We start from the raw sequence: 19,805 nt of genomic DNA on the forward strand, positions 1-19,805 counted from the left end.
CCAGAGTCTGTAAAAACTATAGACTTAGCTAACTTTAGCGTCCAGCTCACCAGACTCGTAACGCTCGAACATACCTTCCAGGCTGATCGCTTTGATCTTGCTGGCATTACCGGCAGTACCGAAGGCTTCATAGCGAGCAACACAGATATCGGTCATCGCTTTGGTGGTTTCCTTCAGGAACTTACGTGGGTCAAACTCGCTTGGGTTCTGCGCCATAAAGCGACGTACAGCACCGGTAGACGCCAAACGCAGGTCAGTGTCGATGTTAACCTTACGCACGCCGTGCTTGATACCTTCAACGATCTGCTCAACCGGCACACCGTAAGTCTCAGGGATCTCGCCGCCAAACTCGTTAATCACCTTCAGCCACTCCTGAGGCACAGAAGAAGAACCGTGCATTACCAGGTGGGTGTTAGGGATACGCTGGTGAATCGCCTTGATGCGATCGATCGCCAGAATGTCGCCGGTAGGTGGACGGGTGAACTTGTAAGCACCGTGAGACGTACCACAGGCAATGGCCAGGGCATCAACGTTGGTTTTCTGTACGAAGTCTGCCGCTTCTTCAGGGTCAGTCAGCATCTGGTCGTGGCTCAGTTTGCCCACGGCACCAATACCGTCTTCTTCACCGGCTTCACCGGTTTCCAGAGAACCCAGACAACCCAGCTCACCTTCTACGGAAACACCACAGGCGTGGGCCATATCAACGGTACGCTTGGTCACATCAACGTTGTATTCGTAGTCGGCAGGGGTCTTACCATCTTCACCCAGAGAGCCGTCCATCATTACCGAGCTGAAACCCAGCTGGATAGAACGCTGACAAACAGACGGGGAAGTACCGTGGTCCTGGTGCATACACACAGGAATGTGCGGGAACTCTTCAATCGCCGCCAGAATCAGGTGACGCAGGAAAGGTGCACCGGCGTACTTACGAGCACCCGCAGAGGCCTGCACAATAACCGGAGAATCGGTTTTGTCGGCCGCTTCCATGATGGCGCGCATTTGTTCCAGGTTGTTAACGTTAAATGCTGGCACGCCGTAGCCTTGTTCGGCAGCGTGGTCGAGCATTTGGCGCATACTAATCAGAGCCATGTTGTGTGTCCTTTTAAGTTGCTTGATGCTAGATGGAGACAGTTAATCGCCTTCCTCTGCACCTTGTATTTATAACTTGTCGTAAAAAATATAAAACTGCTCGACTGGATACATAATATATCCAGCCTAAAAATTATTCCGCTGCGCGCTGCTCAAGAATGGCAACTGCGGGCAGGGTTTTACCTTCAACGTACTCCAGGAAAGCACCACCACCAGTAGAGATATAAGATACCTTATCAGCGATATCGTACTTGTCTACGGCAGCCAGGGTGTCACCACCACCGGCGATGGAGAAACCATCACTATCAGCAATCGCTTGTGACAGCGCTTTGGTACCTTCACCGAACTGGTCGAATTCAAATACGCCAACAGGGCCGTTCCAGATAATGGTTTTGGCATCTTTCAGAATGTTAGCCAACGCTGCAGCAGAGTCCGGGCCGATATCAAAAATCATATCGTCAGCGGCAACTTCTTCCGCGGGCTTTAGGCTCGCCTGCGCGTCTTCGCTGAATTCCTTACCGGTCACTACGTCAGTCGGTACAGGGATATCACATTTTTCCATCAGCGCTTTAGCGTTAGGAATCAGAGCTTCTTCGTACAGAGACTTACCCACCAGCTTACCGCTAGCCGCCAGGAAAGTGTTGGCGATACCGCCACCGACGATCAGCTGATCAACCTTATCAGACAGGGTTTCCAGAACGGTCAGCTTGGTAGATACCTTGGAACCACCCACAATCGCTACCATTGGGCGAGCAGGGTTGGCCAGAGCTTTTTCCAGCGCGTCCAATTCACCTGCCAACAGCGGGCCAGCACAGGCAACCGGGGCAAACTTGGCAACACCGTGGGTAGATGCTTGGGCACGGTGAGCGGTACCAAAGGCGTCCATCACAAATACATCACACAGGGCTGCGTAGGCTTTGGCCAGCTCGTCTTCGTCTTTTTTCTCGCCCTTGTTAAAGCGAACGTTTTCCAGCAGCACCAGCTCGCCTTCGGCGACCTCAACACCACCTTGCCAGTCTTTAACAACAGCGACGTCACGGCCCAGCAGTTTGCCCAGATGATCGGCAACCGGCTGCATGGAGAATTCTTCAGCGTATTCACCTTCGGTTGGACGACCCAGGTGAGACATGACGATTACTTTGGCGCCGGCTTTCAGAGCGTGCTCGATGGTTGGCAGGGAGGCACGGATACGTGCATCGCTGGTGACCACACCGTCTTTTACCGGTACGTTTAAATCTTCACGGATCAGAACGCGCTTGCCCGCCAGATCCAGTTCCGTCATTGCTTTAACAGCCATTGGTGTTCCTCAGTTTTCAAATACGGTGTTGCTAATTACTGGAGTCTTACTTCCAGAGATAAAGTTAAAAAAATTTTCCTATCAGCACCCTAACCAGGCACCGACCACATCCAGCATGCGGTTGGCATAACCCCATTCATTATCGAACCAGGTCAGCACCTTCACCAGTCGCTTGCCCGCCACGCGGGTTTGTCCGGCATCAACAACACCGGAACGACTATCGTGATTAAAATCGCAGGATGCCAATAATTCTTCGGTATAACCCAGCACACCATTAAAGCGATCGCTGGCAGCTTCGGCCAAAGCCTTATTCACTGCGTCCGCATCAACGTCCTGATTGACTACCAAAGATAAATCAATCATCGAGACATTGGTGGTGGGCACACGCATTGCCTGTGCTTCAAAACGCCCGACCATCTCTGGCAACAAACGCTCAATACCACGCGCCAATCCGGTATCCACCGGAATCATCGATTGCACCGCCGAGCGGGTTTTTCGCAGGTCGGTGTGATGGTAGGCATCAATCACCGGCTGATCGTGCATGGCCGAGTGAATGGTGGTGATCACTCCACTGTTAACACCAAAGGCATCATCCAATGCTTTAATAACCGGCACGATACAGTTGGTGGTACAGGACGCATTGGAAATAATCGTCTCGGAACCATTCAACGAATGGTCATTAATGCCATACACAATGGTGGCATCCACATCGGCTTCAGCTGGCTGGGAAAACAATACCCGCTTTGCGCCTTGGTCAATGTGTTGCTGCGCCGTGGCCCGATCGGAAAATGCACCGGTACACTCCAGCACCACATCGATATCCAGTTCCGCCCAAGGCAACTGATCCACGGCCTCGACATGCAGTACTTCAATAGACTGATCGTCGATGGTGAGGCGATCATTTTCCACACTCACTTCAGCGGGGAAACGCCCGTGAGTGGAATCATATTTGGTTAAGTGGGCAATGGTTTTACAATCGGCGAGCTCGTTAATAGCCACTACTTGCAATTGATCCCACTGGTTGCGCTCATAAAGCGCGCGCAGCACACAACGGCCGATACGGCCATAACCATTAATGGCCAGGCGTATCGGCTTATCGTCGTGTTTGTTTGATGCTGCGGTCATCTAATACTGACTTGCTTGAAAGCGCTGGCCAATTGAACTGCTAAACAGCAATTAGTCCAGAACTTCTTCAACGGTGGCGACAACGTTTTCAACGGTGAAACCAAAGTGCTTCATCAGTTCGCCGCCAGGAGCAGACTCACCGAAGGTGCTCATGCCCACAACGCGACCGTCGAGGCCAACAAACTTCCACCAGTAATCTTCGTGCGCCGCTTCAACCGCAACACGGGCAGCCACTTCAATCGGCAGCACCTCTTGACGGTAAGCAGCATCCTGCGCGCTAAACAGCTCAGCACATGGCATGGATACCACACGGATTTTCTTGCCTTGGCCAGCCAGTTGGTCAGCAGCGGCAACCGCCAGCTCAACCTCAGAACCGGTGGCGATAATGATGGCTTCTGGCTCACCGTCACAGTCTTTCAGTACGTAAGCACCGCGGGCGATATTGGCCAGCTGCTCGTCGTTACGCGCCTGTGGAGCCAGACCCTGACGGCTAAATACCAGCGCGGTAGGGCCGTCTTGACGCTCAACCGCAGACTTCCAGGACACGGCAGATTCAACCGCATCACAAGGGCGCCAGGTTTGCAGGTTTGGCGTGGTACGCAGGCTGGTCAGCTGCTCAACCGGCTGGTGAGTAGGACCGTCTTCACCCAGACCAATGGAGTCGTGGGTGTAAACAAAAATGCTTTGCTGGCCCATCAAGGCAGCCATACGCACGGCGTTGCGAGCGTATTCCATAAACATCATGAAGGTCGCACCGTAGTTAACGAAACCGCCGTGCAGGGCGATACCGTTCATCATGGCGCTCATGGCGAATTCACGTACACCGTAGTGGATGTAGTTACCGCTGGCATCTTCAGCCGTGACCGCCTTGGAACCACTCCAGGTAGTCAGGTTGGACGGCGCCAGGTCAGCAGAACCACCCAACAGCTCTGGCAGCATTGGGCCAAAGGCGTTCAGGCAGTTTTGAGACGCTTTACGGGAAGCAACCTTCTCGGCTTTTTCCTGACACTCACGTACGTAGGCTTCAGCCTTCTCGGAGAAATCAGCAGGCAGTTCGCCTTTGATCACACGGCGCTCGAACTCGGCCGCCAGCTCAGGGTGAGCGGCGCGGTAGGCATCAAACTTATCATTCCAGGCCAACTCCAGCTCGTTACCTTTGGACTTGGCATCCCAACCTTCGTAGACGTTGGCCGGGACCTCAAAAGCACCGTGCTCCCAGTTCAGGGCTTTACGCACCAACTGAACTTCGTCTTCACCCAGAGGGGCACCGTGACACTCTTCTTTACCTTGCTTATTCGGAGAACCAAAACCGATCACGGTTTTGCAGCAGATAATGGTTGGTTTGCTGGTTTCAGCTTGCGCAGCTTCGATAGCGGCTTTAATGGCAGCGGCGTCGTGACCATCCACCGCCGGGATTACGTGCCAGCCGTAGGATTCAAAACGTTTCGGGGTATCGTCGGTAAACCAGCCCTCAACTTCACCGTCGATGGAGATGCCGTTGTCATCGTAGAAAGCGATCAGCTTGCCCAGGCCCAGGGTACCGGCCAGAGAACAGGCCTCGTGGGAGATACCTTCCATCAAACAACCGTCACCCATAAAGGCGTAGGTGAAGTGATCAACAATATCGTGACCTTCGCGGTTGAACTGACCGGCCAGGGTCTTCTCGGCCAGCGCCATACCCACAGCATTGGTAATGCCCTGACCCAGTGGGCCAGTGGTGGTTTCTACACCTGGAGCATAGCCATACTCAGGGTGACCAGGGGTCTTGGAGTGCATCTGACGGAAGTTCTTCAGCTCTTCAATCGGCAGGTCGTAGCCACTCAGGTGCAGCAGAGAGTAAATCAGCATAGAGCCGTGGCCGTTGGACAGAACAAAACGGTCGCGGTCAGCCCACTGTGGGTTATTCGGGTTGTGCTGCAAGAAATCGTTCCACAGAACTTCGGCGATATCCGCCATGCCCATCGGGGCTCCTGGGTGGCCACTGTTGGCTTTCTGGACAGCGTCCATGGACAGGACTCGGATGGCATTGGCTAATTCGGCGCGAGATGACATGGGCTCTAGGCTCCTGGGTATTTAAGGGCGCATTAAAAATGGGGCGCTATTTTCTCGCACCTCACCGGTGGGGTAAAGGTGTGGGGCCAAATAAAGGCCGCTTCGGCGGAAAATTATCCGTTTAGTGGGCCTTTTTTATCTCCGTGTGTTCATCACTCCCATCTCTACAGCCGTTTCAATCTAAAGTACTTGCACGGTTTCCACCTGAGTGCTACATTTTTAGCATCATGCTAAAAATGTAGCACTACCGATAGTTAACCTAGGAGTGTAATCAAAGCGCTTATGGCTACACCTAACAAATTCAGTCGCCGCGAGCGGCAAATTATGGACGTGCTCTATGAGCGCAAAGAGGCCTCGGCCCAAGAAGTACTTGATGGCATGGAAGATCCACCCAGCTACTCCAGTGTACGTGCGCTGCTGGCACGCTTGCTTGAAAAGGGGGCCGTAACCCACCGCCAGGAGGGCGCCAAGTATATCTATGCCCCTGCCGTTGCTGTGGATGACGCACGGGAATCTGCTGTCAAACGACTGGTAAACACCTTTTTCGAAGGCTCTGCCCTGCAGGCGGTCAATGCACTGTTAGGCGGCAAGGAAAATCAGCTTAGCGACTCGGAACTCGACGAGCTTGAGCAGGCCATTGCCCAAGCCAGATCGAAAACCAAGGTATCGAGGAAAGACGACAACACATCGTCATAAACCCAAGCGGAAGGAGAGCAACAATGACACTACTTGATCTATTGCTGCTGATGGTTATCAAGCCATTACTGGTCATCGCATTGGGCGTTTGGCACTTGCAATCAACCTCGCAACTCTCGGCCAGTTTTCGCCATAGCCTGCTCTTTATCTGCCTGTTACTGATTCCGCTGTTAGTCATCAGCAACTTACTGCTACCTAACTGGCAACTCAACCTGCATAGTACTCACCCCCTGTTACAACTGACCATTGCAGAGGCCTGGCAACTCACCTGGTTTAAATTCACGCTTGCCATCTATTTAGTGGGCTGCCTCTGGTCTTTGTTTTACCTCGGTCTTGGGTTATTTGCCCTCTCCATTCGAAATCGAAAACAACAGCAACACGAAAAACTGCAGCAGCTGTGTAATCGACTCCGAGGCTTGGCGCAATTAAAACGCAAGGTAACCATACACTTGGATAATCAATGTCGCGTCCCTTATGTGTGGGGAGCGATTCACCCTTCGCTGGTCCTGCCTAGCGCGGCGGCTCAATGGCCTGAACATCAACAACGTTTGGTTATGTTGCACGAATTAGGGCATGTCGCCCGCTGGGATTGGGTGTGCAGTTTACTGGTAAAATTTATTTGCGCACTGTTTTGGTTTCTGCCGTTTATTGCACGCCTAAACAAAACCTTTACCGATATGAGCGAGCGCGCCTGTGATGATTGGGTGATTGCCCAAGGCGAACAAAGCCCTGATTACGCGGAACTGCTGGTAACTATTGATAAAGGCTTTAAAAATCAGGACGACCTGCCCGCGACATTTATCGATGGTAAAAACGGCTCTGCGCATTACCAACGCATTCTGGCACTACTTGACCGACTGGCTGATCACGAACCACGCACAAGCGGTGATTGGTGGCGAGCCATTAGTGCTGGCATCCTGTGGTTAATCCCTTTAACGCTGCTTCATGCCAGTGTTAATTTGCAAACACGACCTACAAACGCTGTGACATTTGAGCTGGCACCAGCTCCCATAAATAAAACTGCAACAACGCTAACAGTTAATCCAACGTTATGGCACAAGCCCATTAAACCGGATAACCAACAAGCCCCAACCATGGAAGAAGTCTGGGTCAGTATCGAGATGCGGCAAGCTGTTTTTGATACCAGTGACATAAGCACGTCCAGCGAACATAAGCTTGCGGTAAATCCACAGGTGTTAATTGAAGGTTACCTTCCTGTAAGAACAGTATTACCGCATTACCCGCAGCGGGCATTAAAGCGAAACCTTGAAGGCAAGGTCATCGTGCAATTTACCATCGATGAACAAGGTCACACTCAACAGCCACGGATTGTTGCCTCTCAACCCAAAGGAATCTTTGAAAAAGCTGTACTCACAGCGTTAAAAGATTTCCGTTTCCAACCCCAACTGATTAACGGTCAGCCGACATCCATCAGTGGGGTTACCGAAGAGTTTGTCTTCCAGTTGTATGAAGCCGATGAAAATCCGGCATTAAAAACTCGACGACGACACTCGCCCGTCAAGGGCCAAACCGCTATCGCGTTGCAACACTAGACGCAAACCTAAATTAACAATCACTATTTGGAGGGTGTCTTATGGACATCGCAGCTACCGCTCGCCCTGAATTTCGTGTTTTGCCGCTTCGTTTTATCACTGCACTTCCAATTGCTTTTGCAGTCACGCTGGCCTTGTTGTACCTGATGCATCGATTGGTTTATATCGATGCGCCCCCCGTGGAAGATCCCCCCACAACCACTGTTGCAGAAATTATTTACATTCCCACCGATCTTGAAACACGCTACACCGAACCAAAACCCACTAAGCCTAAGGAACCCCAAATCGAGCCCTTGCCACCTGAAATGGCGAAAGAAAACTATGAGCGGCCAACGATTACCACAGGGCAAAATTTGGTCTACAACCCTGACAGCGAAGGTAAACCAAAAATTGGGTTTACCAGTAACGACAGCGTTGTTCAACAAGTCATGGTACCACCACAATACCCTCGCATTGCCTTAGCTAAAGGCACCGAAGGATTTGTTGATGTTGCCTTTGAAGTCAGCGCCTTGGGCGTACCACAAAATGTGCGTGTAACACGAGCAGACCCGGAAGGTGTTTTTGAACGATCTGCAGTGCGTGCCGTTAAACGCTGGAAGTATTTACCACGTGATGCGGAAGCCGCCAAATCCATCACCGTACACGAGCGCATCCGCTTTAAAATTGCAGCCCCCTAATGAAGATATACACCCATAACAATACTCGAGGCGATCTTTGAAGTATCGCCTCGTATTTCCATTTAGTATCTAACATTCAGATAGCTCTAGGACTCCATAGAAACCTGTGGCTTTAACCCGGTCAGGGACAGCGAGTAAATCGGCGCCCCTTTGGCTCGCATAATCGGCTCAATCTCCTCATATAAAGCCCTGTACTTGTAAAACGGCACCTTGGGAAACAGGTGATGGATTGAATGGTAGTTTTGAAACAGCCAGCACCAAGTCATCACAGTGTTACCAGGTCCATCCAGAACAATGGTTGAGGTATCAACATAGCGGCCCACCTGATCATGGGGACGATGCACTATATAGGCAAACAGGTAAATCAACGCGATCAATCCCAGCAGGGCGCCCACCACAAACAGGGCAAAGCCTTCTATCCAATAACCCTGAGCCACAAAGGCCGCACGAGCGCCCCAAGCCACCAGCGCCTCAACCACAACCGCAAACTTCTCGGATGTAGATGCCCTGCGCCATTGCTGCTCTATGTAAAAGCTGTATTGCCCACTTAACAACCGGCAAGCAGAACGTACCGCCTTGAACGGCGACTGCCCCATTTCTGCTATCTGAAAATCCGGATCACGCTCAGCATCGTTGGTAAAACGGTGATGGGCGAGATGCTCAAACCGATGCGCCACAAACGGGAAACCCAGTACAAAACCCATACCATGGCCCAAGAGCTTTTGTAGCCACAACATGGAACGATGCTTGCCGACTATCGCCCCGTGAACAGCATCGTGCATCACGGTATAGGCGGCGTAAGTAATCATGCCTATCAGTAAAACCCCCAGCCATAAGGGCAATACACCGGTTACCACCGCAAACGGCGCAGCCAGATAACCACCTAAACAAACGCCCCCCAATAACACCCCAGGCCATGAAAAATCGCCCATGTATTTTGTCGCCAGCTTAACGGCCTGATGATCCAGATTCACAGAATCCATCGCTCTCTCCCGAATATTCTCTCTCTAGGTTTAAGGTTGTAAGAACAAGAGTGCGGGATTTTTGAGCAGTAACAGAGTGTATTAGTCGCCATATTGGTGTCATAATTCGCCAATATAAAACCTTTTGGCGATCAAAGATGAACACCATCGGCCCAGCCTACGCCCTGTTTATCTATCAGGCCATGATCGAGAAGGGCATAGCCAGCGAGGAACTGCTAGCTGACACGCAACTAAACCAACAGCTATTGGAGGCTGGCGACAACATCCCCATGGATGGTTTTTTAACGCTGCTGAACAATGCCGACAGCCTCAGCCCCGAAAGCCATATCGGTATACTGCTTGGCAAGCGCAGCAACATTCTTGTGCTCGGCAGCGCCGGTATGGCCGCCGCCATTGCCCCCAACCTGCGCCAGGGTTTGCACATCCTCGACAGTTACAGCCGCCTGCATGTGTCTTACCTACGCGTTGCGGTTCGCTCCAATCTACAGGGCATGAGTATCGGCATTGACTTTATGCAGGATGTCGGCACCACCAAACGCTTCCATGTCGAAACCGCGTTTATGCTGTTTCAAAACTATTTGGAAACCATCGCTGGCGAAGCGGTGGCAGACGCACACTACTTTGTCCCCTACACAAAACCCGACTATGCCAGTGAGTACGAAGCACTCATTCACAGCCCAATAACGTACGAACATAATGAAGCACACATACAAGTGCCGCGCCGTGTACTGGATGTTGCCTCGCCGTTTTATGACAACCCCGCATGGATCGAAAGCCAAAAGTTTCTCGCTAACCGTCTAAAATACCAAACCGAACAGGAAGCCGAACCTCAGCCGTACACCCAACACGTTCACGCCTTATTAAAAGCACACGAGCCACCTCTGCCCGGACTTAGTTACATTGCCAAGCAATTGCATGTTTCCGAGCGCACACTAAACCGGCGCTTACAACAAGAGGGCACCAACCTGCGCAAAATTAAGGCTGCACTTACGCACACCTGGGCGAAGCAGTATTTACAGGAAAGCGAATTAACCATTGATGCAATTGCATCGGTGCTGGGGTATCAAGATAGTGCCAATTTTCGGCGGGCGTTTCGGAGTCGGGAAGGGTGCTCGCCAAAATACTTTCGAGAACAACAACCATAAGTGTTAGCTACCTCATACCTTTAAATCGCAACCAAACGTTTCGATACTCTATTGCTGTGGACAACCCCAGAGATAAACGCCTTTAGATACTCATCTCCGGGGCAATGACGTGCTACAAAATTAACTGTTTGATTTTAAAAGCATTTTAATAACCAAGAACTTATGTGGACAACCTGAGATAAGCGAGTCGAGCGAACTTAATCAAATAGACTATTGACTTCCGGGTTCTAAGAAGTTGAATTTTCAAGCTCTTTACTGAATAGTTAAACACTAACTAAGAAGGATATGTAACTGGAGGCAAGCGCCTTGAGGCGTATGTTATCGCTATTATTGGAAAAACAGAAACATGAAGAAGATATCGATACTTTTTTTGCTTCTATGCATTTCATACTCATCGCATGGATGAAATAAGGTCGCCAATTGCGATTTTTCCATTGAAGACTTGTCTTCTTTGAAATCAGGTGTGACTGTTAGATTGAATAAAGCCTATAAAGCACTTAACAAGCCTAAGGGACGACAACTGTTTGAACTATGAAATCCCCAAAATGCCAAGAAAAAATGTCTAAAGGCTTATGGCGGCAACACAATTACCTTTCATGCATATATTGTAATGGCGTGCGGATTGACACACCTGCAAACATCTCCAGTTTAGTTAAAGTTGATCCTGCTGAGCTTTCCAAAAGATATAACTGCCCAACCTGCATAGATGCTAATTTTCAGCATGTAGCCATTGATGAGCATAGCGTTGAATTTTGTAATACCTGTAAGGGTGTTTTCCTAGACAAGTCCGAAATAGAAGCGCTATTTCCAAACCTATCAACAATAGATAAAATAACCGCAAAAGCAGATGTGAAGAATGCATTCCGCTCAACTGACTACTTTTTTCGACAGACTAGATCAGTAATCAACCTATTTCAACTGTTTATCAGGAAGCAAATACATGAACACTAAGGATAAGTGCAAATCTATGGCTTTTAAAACATTTCTATATAGCAGCATAGCAGTTGTTAGTTTTTTCTCATCTGCTAATGCAGAAATCTATCAATGGAAAGATGAGAAAGGAAAGATTCATTTTAGTGATAAGAGCCAGGCACCTAAAAATGTCATTCCCATTGAGTTAAAAGATACCAATTCTTCTGATGCAGTCACCTCCAGAACACCTTTTGTTGGCACTCCAGAAAATGAATTTCCTGAAGAAGAACAACCAACTTTTGATGTTAATGGGGCGAGCTCATCTCTGGATTGCTTTGACAAATCACAAGCCTTCAAAACTGAAGGGGATGATTATTTCGAGGTAGAACACATTAAAATCGATAAAAATACTCGAGAGATACTAGAATCCCTCTACGACAGCATCGATGACGAATGGGAAGGAAGATCCCGGGAAACAATCTGCAAAGGAACTGACAAAGCTCCAAAAGAAGAAATTAGATTATCTTCTGCTGAAGTAAAGGTCAGGCAAAGCACAAGCAATTCTATAAGGTTTGAAATTCATCGTGAATATAAAGATGAAAGAGGACCTCAAAGCGAGGTACTGCGCCTCTTTCGTAAAGATGCCCTTACTGAGATTGAAGCAGAAGACAACTATATCATTGCTGTAGAAAAGTACCGCGAAAAGCTTAAAAAGGGTAGCAGATTAAGAGAAACACAAATCTATCTACAATACTCGCAAACAGAACTATCGATTAACATCACCTACTACATGAACGGCGTTTACATTAGTCAGCAAAGTATTAGACTAGTACGCTAAAGAAAATATCTAACGATAAATTAATAGACGCTGATAGCGTTCTACTATCCCGCAGCGCTGATTTTGGCGAAATAACAGATAACGGCTGCTCACAAGTAAAGGGGAAACAATGAAATCATTCTATTTAACCCTTTCCATACTTGGCGCTATAATTCCGTATCTGTTCTTTCTCCAATTCTTCGAAATAAACGGTTTTAATCTAGCAGCGTTTATGAGTGCCTCAGTGGAAAACCATGTAGCTGCCGGCATTAGTGCCGATGTACTCTTTGCATCGTTTGTATTCTGGGTTTTTATGTTTGTACAACGGCAAAAGGGTGGCGCCAACCCTTTGCTGTTTATCGTGTTGAATCTAACCATTGGTCTTAGTTGCGCGTTACCCGCTTACCTCTATGCACAAGAGCGGCTTGGTTCGCGAAATCCCTCATAAGCTTTTAGACGCCTTTATTTCCTGCTACCTCTTCCACTATAAAAAACACACCGATATCATTCCCTCGGCTTTATGCCTTAACCAAGGATTATGGTTTTTAATTTCAAAGGAGTGATTTCATGTCCCTTAATATTGCTATTTCTCAGCCGTTAACACTGGCACCACCACTTGAACTGCCGTTAAAACTACGATTACCCCAAGGTCGTTTTGGTGCTCGTCGCTCTGTCAACAATTCACCCGCTGGCCGGTTTCATACAGGCGTCGACCTACATGCTGCCATAGGGGATTCAGTATTCCCTGTATACGGTGGAATTGTTGTTGTGTCATTACAACCCGGCACGGATCGTAAAGCTGGGGATGGGTTTGTCCGTATCTGGCATCAAATAGCAGCAGATAGCGGTTACATTTCCACGTACTCTCACCTGGACACCGTTAATGTCCGTATTAATCAGTTTGTTGAAGTCGGCGATTTGATTGGCACTGTTGGGCTTCCGGAAGATAAAAGCTGGGAGCCACATTTACACTTTGAATTACGCCACGTTGTGGCCGATGGTATTACAGCCCTCAGCGAAGCTGACCGTAATGATCAGTTACGCAGAATGAGTCGCTCGGTAGCCGTCGATCCTACCCGGCAGTTCTACCATTGGGATTTAGAGAATTATTCCAATGGTGATAGTGATCGTATCGTCAGTGGCAAAACGCAGGTCACTCAAATTGCCGACATCACTCACCAACACATTCGTTACTTTCGGGTCAAGCTCGCATCGGTTAGGGACTACCTGTTTATCCCTCTCTATGCACCATCTGCCGATGAAAGCTCTATGATTGAAACCATACGTGGCGCTTATTTTTCCGGCAACAAGGTTAACCTTACCTACAGGCAATCACCGTTTTGGGAAGACAAGCTGATAATTGCAGAAGTACGAGTATAACCCTGCTGCAGCTATATCTATACGATATAGCTGCAGCTTCTGCTAGAAACACCAAACAACCCATTACTTAAAATGGGTTTTAATTAAGCCGCTGCCCTTTACTTAATAAAGCGCTGAATAGCCTGGTAGGCGTTGTCCTGAAAACTTTCATTATTGATGTCTTTAAATAAAACACCCTGTTCACCTACCGCTCCGGTCAGGCCTTGTTTACTGGCATAGAAACCACCGTTTTGATAAGCACTATTAAATAATCCATCCACATAACGCTGCGCACCGACTTCAACACGATGAACCTTGCCCAGCCATAGCATGACCTGCATCATGCCTTTCATAAGGTATTGCCTAACTGGGGAAAGGGTATTAAAACCTTCGGTGCCCGTGGTAGCACCAGGACTCATAGTGATAAAACGAATAGCAGAATGTTGACGAGCCATCGCTGACATCCATAATGCCGCCATATATTTGAGGGGACCATAGGGCACTGTGGCATCTTTGGTATCGGCATAGAAGGCACCATTGCAAATAGACACAAACTCATCGACGGAAGAGGTTTTCAGTTCCGGTCGTTTCATACCCATTTCTTTTACACCTCGAGCTGCTTCGGAACCCGCATACAGAGCAACCTGCTGCAATTTACCAGCTTTTATCAGCTCCTCTGCCAACACGGCATGTCCGAGCAGATTTACGGCAAATATCTGGGTAACACCATCCTGGGTATGCTTCTGAAACTTCTTACCGCCTGTGCCTCCAGCATTCATAATCAGTGCATCAACAGGCTCTGGTAATAGCGCTACGGCTTTACGTACCGAGGTTAAATTACTAACATCTATCGGTAGCACTTCAAAGATATCCCTTGCCGTGAGTTCCTCCAACCCCTGCTTTGCAAGTTTGGCTTTTTGGGGATTACGGCAACCCAGATATATCTTTTCAATACTGCTTTTCTGCGCCAGCTGTCTGGCAGACTCTTTACCCAGGCCGGCGTTTGCACCGGTGATCAAAACGCTTTTTATCATGGGATACCTTTAATTTGCAGATGAAGGGAATTGACTCTGCTAGGTTAATAAAAGGTATGGCGGTGGTTTTGATATTTCTTGCGGTATTTTGGTGAGGAGGTAATAAAACCAGCTAAAAAGAAAAAGCCTGAATAACTCAGGCTTTTTCTTTGACAGGAATATTGAGATACAACTTGCTGTCTTTATCAGCACCGTTAAATCCTGCGGGCAAGAGCTCAAAATCTGGCTTTTCGGTGTATTCATAACGACTTTTAGGCAGCCAACTGCCCCAAATATAGCGCAGAGTTTCTTCCAGCTCGGTAAGCGGTCCAATATGGGTAAAGCGCGCGTAGGTTTGCTCTGACAGTTCTCGGGTAATCATGCCTTCCGGCACATCATCAAAGTTTTCAACTTGGGCAGAGCAGATATACACAAAGGTGGTACTGTCATCGGATTCTTCATAGGATTCATAAATACCGAAAAAGTCCGTGCCGACGCGATTTGGAATATTGTCACGATAGGGCCGAAACGCCGACCAGAGTTTCGGTAAGCTTAAGTCACCATCATCATACTTCGCGGCTATACCCACAATCTTCATCGTCGGGAGTTGAATGATTTCCGGCTCCATACTAATACGGTTTTGCAGGAAATCCATATCCGCTTCACTAAAGGGCTTTTTATACAACAACCGGAAAGGTTCGTTGATTTTCCGGTACTGAGCAGGGGTCATATTGAACAGAGCTTTAAAGGCGCGAGTGAAGGCTTCCTGGGAGTCGAACTGGCATTCCAGTGCCAAATTCAGAATCCCCACATCTTCTGTCAGTAAACGTTTTGCCGCCAGAGTTAAACGTCGCTTGCGCAAATATTCTTTCGGTGTATCTCCAACCAACGCTTTAAACACCCTGCTGTAGTGATAAGTGGAATAGTGAGATGCAGCAGCTATCTCGTGAACACTGATTTTGTCGTACAAGTGCTCTTCTATATATTCAATACTTTTAAAAAACCGCTGCATTTCATGCTCCCTTATGCCTGATGAATAATATAGCAAATTCAGCCATTGATGGGCTCTACCCATTCGCCACCGTATTGCAGAAACAGGTTTTCTACTGCCGGCTCAAGAATGGTTTTCTTCATCACGAGATTTAAAACCGGTGCCGCTATATGAAACTTTTTATTAAAGTGATGGCGCCAGGTAACCAACGACCCGCCCTGACCATCGGGCTCTACCGTAAACAAAGACACGGGAGACGTGATAGGAAACGATACGGTGGATAGCTCTTGGTTAATTGCATAGGCATAGGCCCGCTTTTCTTTATCGTAGTACACAATCTCTTCAACCAGTAAATCACCTTCAAGGCTGCAGCTGCGTACCGAGTGTGTACCTAACGCATCTGGGCCATTTAGGGACTTAGTATTGTCTACCGACGGGTTTTTGATATCAGTGAACCACGTGGAAATCTGATCCAATTCAGATACCAGTTCAAAGGCTCTGCCCGGTGAGGCATTCACCCTGAACATAACAACAATCTGTTCAGGAGCAACAGTAACAGAAGCAATATCGAACTCGTTCACAAAGCCTGTACTGCGGTCATAGCCAGACGTATATTGTTTGGCACTGCCTTCCTGAGGGTTGATTGAGCAGGCTGTCAGCAAAACAGCACCGGCAAGGAGCAATGGCTTGCCCAAGCTAATCAGGATTTTGGATATATTCATTATGCATCTCCTCCCACACTAACCATCAAGCTACAGCTGCCTTTTGATCCGGCAATGCTTTTTCGGCGTAGTCTTTCAGGCCTTTTAAGAGCTTGCCGAACGCAACCGGAAATACCATACGCAACAACGGGTAGAACAGATACGCCGGGGTTTTCAGCTGCGGGCTAGCTACCCATTCAACTTCCGTCTGATTTGCACTCAATGGGCGTACCGACATCTGCACTGAATTCTGTTTGATGGGAATAATGGCCGGGTTATTCACCGGAAATACATCGAAGGCCAGGGTTTTATCCCGTTCGCTAAAGTGGGTGATGATCTCTTTTGCCTGAGCGCCGTTAGGGTTATCGGTCAGGTTACACATACGGCCTTCCATGGGGGCGCCACTGCAGCCTTTACCTTCGCCTATGGCGTAGGAGTGGGGGATAGGGCCCATCCACAGGTGGGCCTTATCAAATTCATGGGCAACCAGGTTCCAGACCTGGTCAGCGGGCTTATTGATGGTGACGGTCTTGGTGATTTTCATAACATCTCCTTGGCAGGCGAGCTGCTGCATGGGCTTTGATGAGATGTACTGTAGAAAACCAGGTCAGGGAATATTTGATATTTCTTGCTGTATTAGCGATTTCGAGCGTCCACCATAGCAGGGATTTACCCCTTAATATTAAACCGTATGATTTATGCCACTACTCACCTGCAATAACGTGCGCTCAAGTTAAGTTCCGCAGTTGCAATACGGCCAGATAAATCTTCTCGTAGGCCTTTGATTATGTTGCTATCTGAGGTCAATTCAGTATTCCTTGCGTAATAGCTAAGGTTAAACTCAGTTCCATTAGAACCCAAGCGTTTAAACTCCATTAGCATTGCCGGCAGTACAGGGCTTAGGTCACCTTCTGTATAAAAACACTCATTAATCTTGCTCTCTTTAACCTCAATGACAAGGCTCACATTACCTTCCGGTAGAGATAGGTACTCTTGATACCTCTTTCCTTTTGTCGCAGGAGGAAGATCGTCAGTTGATTCGATAGAAACAACGCCAGGAAACCAATCCATGTAGTTTTCCATATTGGTTACGTAAGGAAAGATTTGTTCTATCGCCTGCCCAAACACCATCGTTTTCTTCGTTAACAAAATCATATTTATCTCTTCATTGATCCATATTCCTTTAAAGGTAAGGTACTTGTTATGTGAATAATAGAGAATTAATATGATATCGATCTTGCCATATTGGAAAACAACGATGTCAAAATTTGCTCAATTTGAAGCGTTTATTGCAACGGTCAGTACAGGCAGTATCAGTTTAGCGGCAGAAAGCCTCAATCGGACGCCATCAGCTATTAGCAAGCAAATCACCAATCTTGAGTCATCACTGGGAGTTCAGCTATTTGATCGCTCAAACAAAAGAATGGCGGTTACAAAGCAAGGGGGGCAGTTTTTTAGAACCTGTTCTTCCATACTCAAGCAGATTAAAGAAGCGGAGAGTCAATTACTGCTAGAAAGTGCAGCAATTTTTGGCGATATAAAAATAACGCTTTCCAAGTCTTTGATAGGCTCTGAACTCATGGAGCATCTTAATGATTTTGCTGAAACCTATCCCCATACCAAATACGACTTGCGCTTTACTGAGAACGTTGAAAACTTCAGTGAAGCTGACCTGGATTTTGCGTTTCGAATAGGCAGCATCTCTGACCAAACGCGCTTGATTGCCAGAGAGCTTATGGAGGTTACGCCCATATTCTATGCCACACCTGAATATGTAGCACGTCATGGTCAGCCTAAACAACACGCTAATTTAAGCTCACACCGAATCGCTTTCCCTCCGTTTGAAAACCTGTCCTCCGAAATCAGGCAATGGCTGAAGCAAAACGGTTATAACTACCCCGCAAACACGCATCATCGTATTGATGATATTAGTGCCATTCAGGATATTGCACTAAAGCATTCCGCCATAGGATTTAATTTGGAATACAGCCTGTCAGACTTACTATCAAAAGGGGCCGTTATTAACCTTTTCCCTCAGCACAAACTGCCTTCGAAGACGCTGCATCTCGTATACAGGAAGTCTCGCTATCAATCCGCACACCTTGAAGAGTTTAAAAACTATATTTTAGATAGATACGCATAGTATTTGCTGCCTTATCAATCAATCGTATTTCGAGTAATCCCCAAGTAACGACTATAAGCAGTTACCACATCACCCTGCTGCAAATAAAAAGCAGGGTTCCAGAGTGTGGCAAGGTGAAACATTACGCCCTCTGGTGTACCCGTGAGAACAATCGTTTTGGCTGCAATTGCCGCACAACTGTCGATTATAGTCAGCGCTTTATCGTGCAACTGGTATTGTGAGCCACAATCTTCCAGAGCCTTGTTCATAATAATGACGGGATCCCACACCATCCTTTCTGCAGCAGCCTGCTGGCGTAACTTAGTGTTGACGTAAAGCTTCATCTCAACAGTTTTGTAAAAGTCCGTGTCAGTGGGGATGACCAAAAAAGGCCCGACAGGGAAACGAGTATCTCCGCCTTTTGCAACCGGGAATCCTGTTTTGCCCATGTCACCACTGGCATCAATGTCTTTAACCAACTGCCAGCGGTCAGTGAAATCACCACACAACAAATATCCAAGCTGAGCTTGTTCACCCAAGGAATAGTCTTTCAAAGGTACTGCACACAGCTCAACTTCATGATCCAGGCGAGTGCCCGCTTTTACTTTAGACTGCCAACCTGTAGCTATCGACAGTTTTGGAAACAGGAAAGGCTCGCCTTCATGGCCAACTTCTTTGGCATGGGCCATATAGTTGGTACCTGCGGCAATATGCTTCCCTTGTGCCTGTACGGGAACGGAGAGCGCTTCCCAGGCGAAGTGACTGGCTTCTGATTGGCCGATAATCTTAATCAGCCGATCATGGCCTAACATCAAAAAGGCATCTACAGCATCCTTTTCCGCCGTTATCCCGAACTGATTAAGTGGGACCCCTTCGACCCCTTCAACCGAGGCAGCCGTAATCAGTAGCACGCCGGCATCTTTAACAACCGCCAGGGTGACAGCTTGATCCAGAGGAGCAACCTCAACCTGCGCTAACAGATCCTCTGCCAGGGTTTCAGTAAATTTAGGTTGGCTTAACGCCCAACTGCCCATATAGGCGGCAACACATAGCATCCCAACAATGCTGGCTATTAACGGTTTTTTAGACATTATTTATTCCGAAGATCTAATGATTAAGAAACAGGTTTTAAACGATCACCTCACATAAATGAACATAATTCAACTGTGTACACCGATACACATTACTATTTTCAGACTATTGGTCAACTGGGTTTTTCCACATTTAGGTGGTTAGCTCGAACCTATATCAAAATATTTTGATATAGGTCACA

At 48.0% G+C, this 19,805-nt stretch carries 20 protein-coding genes; 9 read left to right on the forward strand and 11 right to left on the reverse strand.

Translation table 11 applies throughout. The annotated features are described in order from the left end of the window. Positions 1 to 24: 24 nt before the first annotated feature. The 4 genes from fba to tkt all read right to left on the reverse strand — a co-directional run bounded on the left by fba (position 25) and on the right by tkt (position 5,563). Positions 25 to 1,089, reverse strand: a complete 1,065-nt coding sequence (gene fba, locus ACGHZ6_RS23510; RefSeq protein ID WP_390616507.1) for a class II fructose-bisphosphate aldolase — start codon at positions 1,087 to 1,089, stop codon at positions 25 to 27. A 133-nt stretch (positions 1,090 to 1,222) separates the two neighbouring features. After that, on the reverse strand, positions 1,223 to 2,386 hold the full coding sequence (locus ACGHZ6_RS23515) for a phosphoglycerate kinase (RefSeq protein ID WP_390616508.1): 1,164 nt from the start codon (positions 2,384 to 2,386) through the stop codon (positions 1,223 to 1,225). 81 nt (positions 2,387 to 2,467) lie between these two features. Beyond that, entirely contained in the window at positions 2,468 to 3,511 is a 1,044-nt protein-coding gene (gap, locus tag ACGHZ6_RS23520; protein WP_390616509.1) for a type I glyceraldehyde-3-phosphate dehydrogenase, read from the reverse strand. A gap of 51 nt (positions 3,512 to 3,562) precedes the next feature. Continuing rightward, entirely contained in the window at positions 3,563 to 5,563 is a 2,001-nt protein-coding gene (gene tkt / locus ACGHZ6_RS23525) for a transketolase (protein ID WP_390616510.1), read from the reverse strand. Between the two features lie 282 nt (positions 5,564 to 5,845). Here tkt and ACGHZ6_RS23530 point away from each other — a divergent pair, with 282 nt between their 5' ends. Genes ACGHZ6_RS23530 through ACGHZ6_RS23540 form a run of 3 tightly spaced genes read left to right on the forward strand, consistent with a single transcriptional unit; the run spans position 5,846 to position 8,489 of the window. Next, the gene (locus tag ACGHZ6_RS23530; RefSeq protein WP_390616511.1) at positions 5,846 to 6,259 is read left to right on the forward strand and encodes a BlaI/MecI/CopY family transcriptional regulator; all 414 of its coding nucleotides are present in this window, start codon (positions 5,846 to 5,848) and stop codon (positions 6,257 to 6,259) included. A gap of 23 nt (positions 6,260 to 6,282) precedes the next feature. After that, positions 6,283 to 7,812, forward strand: coding sequence for a TonB family protein (locus tag ACGHZ6_RS23535; protein ID WP_390616512.1), 1,530 nt, complete (start codon positions 6,283 to 6,285; stop codon positions 7,810 to 7,812). Positions 7,813 to 7,853: 41 nt separating this feature from the next. Next, positions 7,854 to 8,489 carry a TonB family protein gene (locus ACGHZ6_RS23540; RefSeq protein WP_390616513.1) on the forward strand — a complete coding sequence of 212 codons (636 nt, stop codon included), beginning with the start codon at positions 7,854 to 7,856 and terminating at the stop codon, positions 8,487 to 8,489. An 86-nt stretch (positions 8,490 to 8,575) separates the two neighbouring features. On the opposite strand, the gene ACGHZ6_RS23545 is transcribed toward ACGHZ6_RS23540, so the two are convergent. Then, on the reverse strand, positions 8,576 to 9,472 hold the full coding sequence (locus tag ACGHZ6_RS23545; protein ID WP_390616514.1) for a fatty acid desaturase family protein: 897 nt from the start codon (positions 9,470 to 9,472) through the stop codon (positions 8,576 to 8,578). A 137-nt stretch (positions 9,473 to 9,609) separates the two neighbouring features. Here ACGHZ6_RS23545 and ACGHZ6_RS23550 point away from each other — a divergent pair, with 137 nt between their 5' ends. The 5 genes from ACGHZ6_RS23550 (at position 9,610) to ACGHZ6_RS23570 (ending at position 13,726) form a co-directional block, all read left to right on the forward strand. Further along, the gene (locus tag ACGHZ6_RS23550; protein WP_390616515.1) at positions 9,610 to 10,617 is read left to right on the forward strand and encodes a helix-turn-helix domain-containing protein; all 1,008 of its coding nucleotides are present in this window, start codon (positions 9,610 to 9,612) and stop codon (positions 10,615 to 10,617) included. 558 nt (positions 10,618 to 11,175) lie between these two features. After that, positions 11,176 to 11,568 carry a zf-TFIIB domain-containing protein gene (locus tag ACGHZ6_RS23555; protein WP_390619207.1) on the forward strand — a complete coding sequence of 131 codons (393 nt, stop codon included), beginning with the start codon at positions 11,176 to 11,178 and terminating at the stop codon, positions 11,566 to 11,568. Continuing rightward, positions 11,558 to 12,367, forward strand: a complete 810-nt coding sequence (locus ACGHZ6_RS23560; protein WP_390616516.1) for a DUF4124 domain-containing protein — start codon at positions 11,558 to 11,560, stop codon at positions 12,365 to 12,367. Before ACGHZ6_RS23555 ends, ACGHZ6_RS23560 begins: the two co-directional genes overlap by 11 nt. 109 nt (positions 12,368 to 12,476) lie before the next feature. Beyond that, positions 12,477 to 12,794 (forward strand): DUF2834 domain-containing protein, encoded by a 318-nt coding sequence (locus ACGHZ6_RS23565; protein ID WP_390616517.1) that lies wholly within the window; start codon positions 12,477 to 12,479, stop codon positions 12,792 to 12,794. 119 nt (positions 12,795 to 12,913) lie between these two features. Beyond that, complete coding sequence (locus ACGHZ6_RS23570; protein WP_390616518.1) at positions 12,914 to 13,726, forward strand: M23 family metallopeptidase; 813 nt, start codon at positions 12,914 to 12,916, stop codon at positions 13,724 to 13,726. Positions 13,727 to 13,824: 98 nt separating this feature from the next. Here the strand turns inward: ACGHZ6_RS23570 and ACGHZ6_RS23575 are convergent, their stop codons facing one another. From ACGHZ6_RS23575 to ACGHZ6_RS23595, 5 genes are all read right to left on the reverse strand, one after another. Beyond that, a complete protein-coding gene (locus ACGHZ6_RS23575) occupies positions 13,825 to 14,739 on the reverse strand; it encodes an SDR family NAD(P)-dependent oxidoreductase (RefSeq protein ID WP_390616519.1) in 915 nt (304 codons plus the stop codon). Between the two features lie 136 nt (positions 14,740 to 14,875). After that, positions 14,876 to 15,730, reverse strand: a complete 855-nt coding sequence (locus ACGHZ6_RS23580; RefSeq protein WP_390616520.1) for a GyrI-like domain-containing protein — start codon at positions 15,728 to 15,730, stop codon at positions 14,876 to 14,878. A gap of 38 nt (positions 15,731 to 15,768) precedes the next feature. Then, the gene (locus ACGHZ6_RS23585; RefSeq protein ID WP_390616521.1) at positions 15,769 to 16,431 is read right to left on the reverse strand and encodes an SRPBCC family protein; all 663 of its coding nucleotides are present in this window, start codon (positions 16,429 to 16,431) and stop codon (positions 15,769 to 15,771) included. Between the two features lie 25 nt (positions 16,432 to 16,456). Next, the gene (locus ACGHZ6_RS23590) at positions 16,457 to 16,954 is read right to left on the reverse strand and encodes an SRPBCC family protein (RefSeq protein WP_390616522.1); all 498 of its coding nucleotides are present in this window, start codon (positions 16,952 to 16,954) and stop codon (positions 16,457 to 16,459) included. Between the two features lie 164 nt (positions 16,955 to 17,118). Beyond that, positions 17,119 to 17,565: an SRPBCC family protein gene (locus ACGHZ6_RS23595; protein ID WP_390616523.1), complete on the reverse strand. Its 447-nt coding sequence runs from the start codon at positions 17,563 to 17,565 to the stop codon at positions 17,119 to 17,121. 103 nt (positions 17,566 to 17,668) lie between these two features. On the opposite strand from ACGHZ6_RS23595, the gene ACGHZ6_RS23600 reads away from it, so the two are divergent. Then, entirely contained in the window at positions 17,669 to 18,553 is an 885-nt protein-coding gene (locus tag ACGHZ6_RS23600; protein WP_390616524.1) for a LysR family transcriptional regulator, read from the forward strand. A gap of 14 nt (positions 18,554 to 18,567) precedes the next feature. Here the strand turns inward: ACGHZ6_RS23600 and ACGHZ6_RS23605 are convergent, their stop codons facing one another. Next, positions 18,568 to 19,623 carry a fumarylacetoacetate hydrolase family protein gene (locus tag ACGHZ6_RS23605; RefSeq protein WP_390616525.1) on the reverse strand — a complete coding sequence of 352 codons (1,056 nt, stop codon included), beginning with the start codon at positions 19,621 to 19,623 and terminating at the stop codon, positions 18,568 to 18,570. Positions 19,624 to 19,805 lie beyond the last annotated feature (182 nt).

The organism is Maricurvus nonylphenolicus (genome assembly GCF_042854845.1).
Taxonomy (GTDB): domain Bacteria; phylum Pseudomonadota; class Gammaproteobacteria; order Pseudomonadales; family Cellvibrionaceae; genus Maricurvus; species Maricurvus nonylphenolicus.